The 9896-nt window shown below is 76.1% G+C and carries 7 protein-coding genes; 3 read left to right on the forward strand and 4 right to left on the reverse strand.

Annotated elements, in window-relative coordinates; translation table 11 throughout:
- On the forward strand, positions 1 to 690 hold a 690-nt coding region (locus tag EBN88_RS25395), incomplete at its 5' end, for a glycosyltransferase family 29 protein (RefSeq protein WP_199742480.1).
- Between the two features lie 361 nt (positions 691 to 1051).
- Here EBN88_RS25395 and EBN88_RS25405 read toward each other — a convergent pair.
- Complete coding sequence (locus EBN88_RS25405) at positions 1052 to 2233, reverse strand: PrsW family intramembrane metalloprotease (RefSeq protein WP_122399393.1); 1182 nt, start codon at positions 2231 to 2233, stop codon at positions 1052 to 1054.
- A 133-nt stretch (positions 2234 to 2366) separates the two neighbouring features.
- Positions 2367 to 3092: a tRNA (guanosine(46)-N7)-methyltransferase TrmB gene (trmB, locus tag EBN88_RS25410; protein WP_122399397.1), complete on the reverse strand. Its 726-nt coding sequence runs from the start codon at positions 3090 to 3092 to the stop codon at positions 2367 to 2369.
- A gap of 56 nt (positions 3093 to 3148) precedes the next feature.
- Here trmB and EBN88_RS25415 point away from each other — a divergent pair, with 56 nt between their 5' ends.
- The gene (locus EBN88_RS25415) at positions 3149 to 4663 is read left to right on the forward strand and encodes a PQQ-binding-like beta-propeller repeat protein (RefSeq protein ID WP_147472837.1); all 1515 of its coding nucleotides are present in this window, start codon (positions 3149 to 3151) and stop codon (positions 4661 to 4663) included.
- 145 nt (positions 4664 to 4808) lie between these two features.
- On the opposite strand, the gene EBN88_RS25420 is transcribed toward EBN88_RS25415, so the two are convergent.
- The gene (locus EBN88_RS25420) at positions 4809 to 6218 is read right to left on the reverse strand and encodes an MFS transporter (RefSeq protein WP_122399395.1); all 1410 of its coding nucleotides are present in this window, start codon (positions 6216 to 6218) and stop codon (positions 4809 to 4811) included.
- A gap of 631 nt (positions 6219 to 6849) precedes the next feature.
- Between EBN88_RS25420 and EBN88_RS25425 the strand changes: the two genes are divergently transcribed.
- Entirely contained in the window at positions 6850 to 8922 is a 2073-nt protein-coding gene (locus EBN88_RS25425) for an asparagine synthase-related protein (protein ID WP_122399396.1), read from the forward strand.
- A gap of 83 nt (positions 8923 to 9005) precedes the next feature.
- Here the strand turns inward: EBN88_RS25425 and EBN88_RS25430 are convergent.
- The coding region (locus EBN88_RS25430; RefSeq protein ID WP_199742481.1) for an NPCBM/NEW2 domain-containing protein at positions 9006 to 9896 on the reverse strand (891 nt) is incomplete at its 5' end.

A 9896-nucleotide genomic window follows, 5' to 3' on the forward strand; every position in this document is an offset into this window, starting at 1 on the left:
CTCTCGGTCGACGGGCGCGTGCGCGAGGCGAGCGATGCCTACCGGCGCCACCGCGCCCTCGCCGAGGACGACGCGCCGGAGCGCGCGCCGCTGGCGCTCGCGCCCGAACCGATGACCATCGACGGGCTCCGCACCTGGCTCGCCGGCCGCCGCGTCTGCGTGGTGGGCGGCGGCGAGGCCGTCGCCGCGAGCGGCCTCGGGCCGCGCATCGACACCTACGACCTGGTGATGCGGCTCGACTCCCACCCGCTCCACCCGCCGGGCACCGGCGAACGCACCGACCTGCACGCGGTCTCGCACGCCAGCGCGGGGCCGGGCTGGCGCCGCCGCGCCGAGGTCCGGCTGGTCTTCGGCGAACGCGCGGAGCAGTGGGCCGAGGCGGTCAGCCTGCGCCTGGTCCCCGGCGCGCAGAGCTACCTCGGCGACCGTGGCCTGAGCCACCCGGTCCGTGACCCGGCCCTGCTGGCCGAACCCCGCTGGGCGACGGACCCCACCACCGGCTTCTCCCTGATCCGGCTGCTGGACCACCTCGACGTCAACCCGACGATCGACGTCGTGGGCCTGGGCCTGCCCGGCCAACTCCGCCCCGAGGAACTCCACTGGCTGCGGAGCCACGCGAGGCGCGCGGCGGGAGCCACGGGAGCCTTCGGCGCCGTGGCGGGTGGGGGGTTGATCACCTCCCTCCGCTAGACGTTGGGCGCTGGCCTTTCGGGGACGCGCGGTGCGCCGCGCGCGGCGGGTGGGGTGCGGCTTCACCGCGTCGCGCGTGGCGGTTGGGATCCGGCCCTGTGGGCGCGGCCGCGAACGCTCGCTGTGCCGTACCGGCTGATCAGCGGCCCATCCCTGCCGTCTCGTCTACTCCCGGCGGCCCGCCGCGCCCTGCGCGGCCGTCGCGCGTCCCGCCCACGCCCCCCGCCCCGGCGTCGCCGGGCTCCCCGGGACCCAGCCGGTCGCCGCCCAGCCCCCGGGCCGCCCGGATCGGCTGCCCGTCGCCGGCCGCGAACCGCTCGATGCCGCTGAGTCGGTGGAGTTCCTCCACGCACCCTGTCTCTCAGCCGCTCGGCACGGTGCTCGGGGGAGGGGCGTGGCCCGACGCCCGCGCCGGGGCGTGCGCCGTGGCGAGGGTGGTGGGGGAGGCGAACGCCCGGTGGGTCCACAGGCTGTGGAGCAGCGCGCGTTCGCGTCCCGTGAAGTCGTCGGGGACCCGGCCCCGGGCGGCGTCGTTGCGGAGGTGCGCGAGTTCGGTGGCCGCGCGCTGGTACTCCGCCATCGCCCGCGCCCCGGCCGCGCCCCCGGCCCGGCGGGCCGACCTGCGGGCCCGCGCCCGGGCGCCGGGCGAGCCCAGGGCCGCCGGCTCCCCGGGAGCGAGCCAGCCGGCCGCGACATAGTGGTTCAACGTGCGCCGGATCGAACGGAGTTCACGCCGGCGCACGGTCACCGCGACCCAGCCGAGCGTGCCCAACAGCGGCGCCATCACCAGCAGATACACCGCCCCGAAGCCGAACAGGCTCAGCGAGGTGGACGCGTTCCACACCGAGTGCAGCGCCATCGCCAGGCCCAGCCCGACCAGCGGCAGCGCCGGCCGCCACCGCCCCAGCGTCGGCCCGAACGCCACCGCCAGGCCGAAGCCGAGGCCGGCAAGTCCGGTGAACAGCGGGTGCGCGAACGGCGCCAGCACCATCCGCACCACGAACGTCACCACCGTGGCCGAGTCCCACAGGCCCCACACGCCCAACCGTTGGTCCTGCGCGAAGGCGGTCCCGAGGTAGAGAACGTTCTCCGTGAAGGCGAAGCCGGCCGCCGCGCACCCCGCGACCGCCAGCCCGACGAGCACGCCGTGGCCCCGCGCCATCCCCCGCAGCCAGACCACCAGCAGCGCCCCCGCCTTCGCCGACTCCTCCACCATGGGGGCGATCAGGGTGAGTTCGAGGGTGTCGGGCTGGGTCGGCGCCAGCCGGGCCGGCTGGTCGGTCAGCCACTGGACGACCAGCCCGTTCACCGTCAACGCGACGAGTGTCGCCACGCACGCGCCCCAGCCGAACGCGAGCGACCACGCCCGCCAGCCCACCGGCGTCACCGCGCACAGCCAGCGCACGGCGAGCACCACGAACGGCAGCGGAACCGTGGCCAGCCCAAGACCCACCCAGAAGCCGCCCGTTCCGGTCTCGTCGTGGATCACGGCGCCCACCACGAGCGCGCACAGCGTCAGTCCGGCGCAGACGGCCAGGGTCATGGGTCGTGGCCGCCGGGCGCCGCGACGTGGGGGGAGCGTAAGGCGCACCCCACGACCTTACGGCCTGCTCCCGCCCGGTGGCAGGCGAGAACGGGCCGGGCGGGCGAGAACGGGCCGGCCGGGCGGGGGCGGTTCAGGGCAGGCGGCGGAAGATCAGGTCCCGCACCCGGTGGCCCTTGGCCAGGCCCTGCCGCTCGAAGCGGGTCAACGGCCGGTTCGCCGGCCTCGGCGCGAAGCCGCCGTCCGGGGCGGTGTTGACGAAGTCCTCGCTGGCGTCGAGGACTTCGAGCATCCACTCCGCGTACGGCTCCCAGTCCGTTGCGCAGTGCAACGTCGCGCCCGGCGCCAGCCGAGACGCCGCCAGCGCGACGAACGCCGGCTGGATCAGCCGCCGCTTGTGGTGCCGCTTCTTGGGCCAGGGGTCGGGAAAGAAGACGCGCAGCCCGGCCAGCGAGCGCTCCGGCAGCATCTCCCGCAGCAGCAGGATCGCGTCGCCGTTCGCCACCCGGACGTTGTCGAGCCCGGCGCGGTCCGCCAGCCGCAGCAGGTTGCCCTGGCCCGGCGTGTGCACGTCGGCCGCGAGTATCCCGGTGGCCGGGTCGGCCGCCGCCATCTCGGCCGTCGCCTCGCCCATCCCGAAGCCGATCTCCAGCACGACGGGGCGCCCGTCGAGGAGTTCGTCCAGGTCGAGCCGGGTGCGCCCGTCGATCTCCACGCCCCAGCGGGGCCACAGCGCGAGCAGCGCCTGTCGCTGCGCGTGGGTGACCCGGCTGCGCCGGGGCTGGAAGCTGCGGATCGTCCGCTCGGGCGCGGTGCCCTCGGTCGGGTCGGCGGCCGGGCCGACGCCCGGCGGGAACATGCGCGGCCGCTCGCCCTCGGTCACGAGGGTCGGCGCTGAGGCGGGCACGGAGGTGGATGACTCGGACACAGTGCTTCCGATGGTACGGCTCCCAGGAACCGGCCGGGGCGGCGGGAACGTCGGACCAGGGGACGGGACGTTCCGCCCGCGCCGCCTCGGGGCGGGGCGGCGGCGACACCGAGGTGACGGGGGCGAGTCGCGTGGCGGACGGCGAGGGCCGCATAGGTCTTGTGGCCATGGTCGGCGTGGTCCTGCTGGCGCTGCTCACGGTGTGGGTGGTGGTCTTCAGCAGGGAGGACGGGGACACCGTCGAGGCCGACGCGACGACCCTGCCGGCCGAGACCCGGGAGGAGACGCCCCGCGAACTGGCCGAGCTGTGGGCCGCCCCGGCCGTGCTGGCGCCGGTGCGCGGCGCCGGCGCCGAACTGATCAGGGTGTGGCCGCACGGCGAGACGGTGACGGTCGTCACGGCCGCCGCCGTGCGCGGCTATCTGACCGTGGACGGCCGCGAGGCGTGGGACGCCGAACCGCCGCCCGGCGCCGGCAAACCCTGCGCCACCGCCCCCCGCGCCAACACGGCCGGTCTTGGCGCGCTGCTCTACGAGACGGCGGACGGCGGCTGTTCCGTGCTCGCCGTGGTGGACGTCGCGACCGGCGAGATCCGCTGGTGGCGCCAGCTGGTCGCCGGCGGCGCGCCCGTCGACGCGGGCGGCGTCGCGGTCGTCGTCGGGGAGAACACCGTCTCCGCCGGGCTCGACGCGGGCGGCGCGCCGGACGCGTTCCACCGGTTCGCGGTCGCGGACGGCACCCCGTTGCCGCTGCCCCAGCCGCCGACCGAGCAGGCCGACGCCGGCTGCCCCGACGGCCGACGCCACCCGGTGACCGCCCGCCAGCGCGGCAACCGGCTCGTGGTGCTCAGCCGGTGCCAGAACGACCCCCTCGCCCGGGAGTTGAGCGTCTACGACGCGGACACCGGCGACTGGGAGTGGACCCACATCGGCGAGCGGGACATCGCCCTCGACGCGGACGCCGTGGTCGCCGGCGACCCGGTGCTGCTGATCCAGGGGACGGGCTCGGAACGGGAGTTGGTCGCCTACGCGGAGAGCGGTCAGGCCCTCTGGCACCGCCCGCTGGGCGCGACGGGCGAGGACGCCGCACCCCGCCCCGGGCCGCTGCCCGGCGAACACTCGGTGGTGGCCGGCCAGACGCTGGTCACGCGCTACCAGCCGGCGCCGGACGCCGAAGTTCCGGCGGACGTGTGGCCGTTGGCGGGCTACGAACTGGCCACGGGTGAGCAACGCTGGACCATCGAACTGGCCGTGGAGACCCAGCTGTTGGGGCTGGACCCGGCCGGCAGACCGCTGCTGGCCGAACCAACGGGCGACGACCTGCTCCAGGTCCTCGCCCTCGACCCCGCCAACGGCGAGACCGCGCCCCTCGGAACCGTCGCCCTCTCCCCCGACCGCGCCTATGACCGGCAGTACGCTGCCCTCGACGAGAACCAGCTCTACCTCCTGACCGCCATGTCCGCCCCCACCCAGAAGCTCCGCCTCCACGCCTACGAACGGTGACCCTCCGGGGGTTGACCGGTGCGCGCCGAGCGGCCCGCAGCGCGACGAGCGGGGGAGCGCCCCGGTGCGCCGAGCGGCCCGCCGCCGGTCCCCGGCTCGGCCCCCCGGCCCGAGGGGCCGGTCCGTGCCAATGTCATGTGCCGGGTCACGCCGGAGCGGCGAGCAACGGGCGGGCCTGCTCCTGGAGTTCCTTGACCAGCGGCTCGTCGCCGTAGGGGGCGAGCCGGTGCAGCAGGTTGCGGACGTAGTCCGTCGTCCGCGCTGAGGATATCCGCCCCGCCACCTGCACCGCCCGCGCGCCGGCGGCGCACGCCGCGTCCAGGTTCCCGGACTCCAGCTCAGCGACGGCCGCCACCACCAGCCGCAGTCCGTGCGAGCGCACGAACTCCTCCGTCGGCTCCGACAGCGCCTGCTCCGTGAAGTGCCGCACCTGCCCGGGCACCTTGAGGTCGATGTAGCACTCGGCGGCGTCGGCGGCCAGCCGGTCGTACGCGTAGAAGTCGAGCCAGCCGGGGTCCCCGTCGCCCTCCCGGGAGCGTTCCAGCCAGCTCTCCGCCGCCGAGAGGGCCGCGCCGCAGCCCGGCGCGTCGTGGGCCTTGGCCAGGGCCCTGGCCTCGACCAGGTGGAAGAAGCTCATGGTGCGCGCGGTGGCCAGCGAGCGGTTCCGTTCCAGCGCGGCCTGCGCCAGGTCGACGCCCTCGTCGGCGAAGCCCCGGTACGTCGCCTGGAGCGACATGGAGGCCAGCACATAGCCGCCGAGCGGCACGTCGGCCGCCGCCCGCGCCAGCCGCAGCGCCTGGATGTAGTACCGCTGGGCGGCCTCCTGTTGGCCGGTGTCGAACGCCATCCAGCCGGCCAGCCGGGTCAGTTCGGCGGTCGCGCGGAACAGCGAGCGGCCCACGTCGTCCGCGTAGGAGCCGAGCAGCAGCGGGGCCGCGTCGGTGCGCAGGCACTCCGGCACCATCGACGAACGCCAGTCGCCGCCGCCGTACTTGGAGTCCCAGCGCCTGGCCTCCTCCGCCGCCTCGCGCAGCTTGGAGACGTCCGAGTGCCCCACCCGCCCGGCGGCCGTCGGCCCCTGAGCCGGGGTGGCGCGGCCGACATAGGCGTCGGCCGGGGTGATCAGCCACCGCGAGACCGGCGTCGCGTAGGCGGTGACGGTGAACGATCCCGCCAGCGACTGCCAGATGCCTTTGCCAGGGGCAACATCGAGGCGGTAAAGCTCCGTCGCCGAGTCGACGGCCCCCCGCACGTCGCGCGGGAAGGCCAGCCCCACCTCCGGCGCCGGGTCCGTGTCGGCGAGGCCGATCTCGTGCAGGGGGACCCGCCGGCCCAGTTTGCTGCTGATGGCGGCGGCGATCAGATGCGGCGCGGCGCCCTGGGGAATCATCCCCTTCGTCACCCACCGCGCCACGGATGTCTTGTCGTAGCGCAGCGTCAACCCCCGCTGCGCGCCGAGGTCGTTGACCCGACGGGCCAGTCCGGCGTTGCTGATCCCCGCGAGGGCGAGGACAGCGCCCAGCTTCTCGTTCGGCCCGCGTTGCTCCCTGGACATGCGCGCACCCCTGACACACCAACGGCAGCCCCGCGACCGGCGCGGGGCATTCCCGTGCCTCCGCGAACCCAGCGTAGTTCGCCGCCTGCTTACCGTTAAGGGGGTGAATGCCGGATGGCGGGATTATGTCCGTACCTCTGTGCGAGCGCCGCCCGGCCAGCGGATTGTGCTCCGGGCATGTGGCCGTGCGCCCGGGTGTGCGCTCTGGGCAGTCCATGGGGGGAGCGCTTCGATGAATGCGCGTGGGTCGGCCCGCTGCCGTGAAGGTCGGCGGGTCGGGGGAAGCCGTCGTCTCATTCCCCGCGGACGGCGGTCTGGTCCGGGAGACAGCCAGCGTCTCCCGGACCACAGGATCTCCGCGTCGGCGTGGCGCCCGATCAAGTACCTTGCTGCGTCCAGACGTTGCCCAAACTTTGGCCGAAAACAAACGCCGCCCCGCGCGGCGGGACAGAATGCGCGACGGGCCGGTCCCAACCCCCGTCGCCTTCCAGGTGGTTCGCCACACAGGCGAACTACCTCCCCGGTATGCCCCGCAACGGCCCCTCCCATGGCAGCATTGGCCTCAACACCTACGCGACGGCACTGGTCCGCCGAGACCACAGGGCCCGAATCTTCAGTGGGGGAGGCGCCGATGCGGTGGTTGGTCGGGTGGAGCGGAGCATCCGCCAGCGCGGCCAGAGACATTCAGCCGTTGGGGGCCCAACTCCTCTGGGACGGCCCCGATCCGCTCTGGGCGGTGGGGGACTGGCGGCCCGACGAGATCCGCCTGGTGTACGCGGACGGCGACACCCATCTCGCGGTCTTCGGCTCCTGCGGCGCGGACGACGCCACCCTGCGCCGTGCGCTGGTCTCGGCGCGCGCCGGCGCACTGCGGCAACTCACCACCTGGCCCGGGAGTTACACCGCCGTCGCCCGCTTCGGCCGGCGCACCGTGATCCCCGCCGACCTCGCCGGCAGCCGCCCCGTCTTCCACACCGACTGGGCCGGCGGCACCGCCTACGCGACGGCCGCCCTGCCGCTGGCCGACCTCACCGAGGCCCAGCTCGACGTGGGCCATCTCGCCGCCCTGCTCGCCTGCCCCGAGTCGCCCGAGGCGCTCGGTGACGGCACGCCCTACGACGGCGTCAGCCGCGTCCCGCCCGGCCACGCGCTGCTGCTCCGCGAGGGCGGCAGCCGCGAGATCTCCGACTACGAGCCCGCGCCCTCGCTCGTCGTCGCCGCGCCCCCGCTCGAACGCGAGGCCGCCGTCGCCGGCGTGCGCGAGGCCCTGGTCGAGGCCGTGCGCACCCGGCTCGCCGCGCCCCGGCACGCCCCCGCCAGGGACGCCGGTCCCGTCCCGGGGATGGGCCCGGACGACCGCAGGGCGGCCCGCTCCGGTCCCGACCCGGCGCCCGGCGTCGGCGCCGACCTCTCCGGCGGCAGCGCCTCGGCCACCCTGGCGCTGCTGGCCGCCGGGCTGCCGGGGATGCCCGGCACGGTCTACGGCACCGGCGCGACGCTGGCCGGCGAACGGCTGCTCGCCGTCACCTTCAACGACCTGCCGCAGCTCGCGGGACCGGCCGCCGTGGACCGCGCCGCCGAGCTGGAACGCGCCCGCGCCATCGGCGAGAACCCGAGGCTCCACCATGTGGTGGTCGCCGGCGACGAGGAGGCGCTGCCCTTCGGCGACCTGGAGTCGGGGCCGCTCACCGACGAGCCCGGCCCCTCGCTGGTCCTCGCCGCCCGCCACCGCCACCGGCTGGCCGCCGGCAGCGCCGACCACCTCATCGGCAACGGCGCCCGCGAGGTGCTGGACGCCCACCCGGCCCGGCTGGCCGACCTGGTGCTGGACCGCCGCAGACGCCATCTGCTGCGCCCGGCAACGGCGTTGGCCAAGGCCAGCGGCGGGGGCGGCCGTTCGGTGCTGGTCCCGTTCACCGTCTACCGCGCCGCCCGCCGGCTGGCCCGCACCCCGTACCACGAGGGGCTCAGCAGTGCGGCGGGGCTGCTGCGGCAGCCGATCGAGGAGCCCGGGTTCGTCGACGGCGCGCTGGGCGCCTCGCTCTCCGCGCTGGCCTGGTGCCGGCCGGGCCCGGCGGCCCGTTGGCTGACCGGCGAGGCGCTCGCGGAAGTATCGATTCGGCTCGACGCGGTCGCCGCGAGCCCGCGCAGCGCCACCATGGCCGGCCGCCCCGGGGTCCGCAGGGCCCGCGCCGTGCTGGCCCGGCACGCCGCCGACCAGCGGGTCTTCGAGCAGGCCACAGAGCTGCGCCACCAGCGGCTGCACGCCCCGTTCTACGACAACCAGGTGGTGCGCGCCTGCCAGGCGCTGCCCGAGAGCGTCCGCGTGCAACCCGGGGCGCGCGCCGATGTGTTGCGCGCCGTACTCAACGGCGCGGGCGTACGCGACCTGCCCAGCGGTTGGGGCGCCACCGGCGCGACGGCGCACGGCGAGGCGCTGCGCACCGGCCTCACCACCCATGTCGGCGCGCTCGTCGACCTCTTCGACGCGCCGCTGCTGGCTGACGCGGGACTGGTCGAGGCCCGCGTGGTCCGCAAGGCGCTGCGCGCCGCGGCCCAGGGGGAGCGCCTGCCGCTGGACGGCCTGGGCGAGCTGGTCTCCGTCGAACTCTGGCTGCGCCGCCTGCTGTTGCGCCGGGGCTCCTGCTGGACCGCCGAGGGCAACCGCGACCCGCGCGCGGTCACCAGCGGCGTCACCCCCTGAGCCCGCGCCCCCGAGCCCGCGCCCCTGAGCCCGCGCCGTTGAGCCCGCGCCCCGACCGGCCCGGCCCGGCCCGCTTCGCCGGTTCAGCAGGCGATCTCGCTGTCCGCCCAGTCGGCCAGCGCCAACGCGCCCAGCGGGCCCCGGGGTTCGACGTCCAGCCGCAGCTCGCTCACCCCGGTCAGCGGAACGGACAGCGGCGTCGCCCGCTCCCCGGCCGCGATCTCGGGCGACCGCCACAGCTCGGCGCCGTCCCCGTAGACGGTGAACACCGCGCCGCCGAAGCCCTGGGTCAGGTCGTCGATGCCGACCAGCGCCGAGTAGCGCGAACAGGAGCGGCCCAGGTCCACCAGCACCGAGGACGAGGCCGGAACGGTCACCCCGTGCGCGTGGTCCACGCCGCCGATGCTCAGCCCGTCGCGCTGCCACAGCGGGGTGCTCTCCGCCAGCCGCACCCTGGGCTCGTCGCTCTCGCCCCACAGGTCGAACGCCAACTCCCGCAGCTGGTACGGCTCCGCCGGCGGCGGCGGCGGCGTCGGCTCGGGCTCGGGTTCAGGCGTCGGCTCGGGTTCCGGTTCCGGTTCTGGTTCCGGTTCCGGTTCTGGTTCCGGCTCGGGCTCCGGCTCGGGGGTCGGGGTCGGTTCGGGCGTGGGCTCGGGGGTCGGGGTCGGCTCCGGCTCGGGCGGCGGGGTCGGTTCGGGCTCGGGTTCAGGCGTCGGCTCGGGCGTGGGCTCCGGGTCCGGCTCGGGCTCGGGGGTCGGCTCCGCCGGCGGCCTGGCGTCGGCCGCCTCCGGCGGGCCGGCCGGCGGCTCACGCTCCGGGTCCCCGCCCATCATCGCCAGCGCCAGGGCCGCCGCCACCGCCGTGGCGACCAGCCCGGAGATCACGCCCGCCTTGATCGGCGCGCCCAGGCCCTCCCCAACGACCCCCGCGCCGGCGCTCGTTCCCCCCGCGCCCGCGCCCGCGCCGGCCCCCGC

Source organism: Streptomyces triticirhizae, from assembly GCF_003696235.1.
Taxonomy (GTDB): Bacteria; Actinomycetota; Actinomycetes; order Streptomycetales; family Streptomycetaceae; genus Streptomyces; species Streptomyces triticirhizae.

What these genes read in the sequence shown, in the direction of transcription:
- EBN88_RS25405 (WP_122399393.1), bottom strand. Translation starts at nt 2,233, where the DNA reads ATGACCCTGGCCGTCTGCGCCGGACTGACGCTGTGCGCGCTCGTGGTG.
- trmB (WP_122399397.1), bottom strand. Translation starts at nt 3,092, where the DNA reads ATGTTCCCGCCGGGCGTCGGCCCGGCCGCCGACCCGACCGAGGGCACC.
- EBN88_RS25415 (WP_147472837.1), top strand. Translation starts at nt 3,149, where the DNA reads ATGACTCGGACACAGTGCTTCCGATGGTACGGCTCCCAGGAACCGGCC.
- EBN88_RS25420 (WP_122399395.1), bottom strand. Translation starts at nt 6,218, where the DNA reads ATGTCCAGGGAGCAACGCGGGCCGAACGAGAAGCTGGGCGCTGTCCTC.
- EBN88_RS25425 (WP_122399396.1), top strand. Translation starts at nt 6,850, where the DNA reads ATGCGGTGGTTGGTCGGGTGGAGCGGAGCATCCGCCAGCGCGGCCAGA.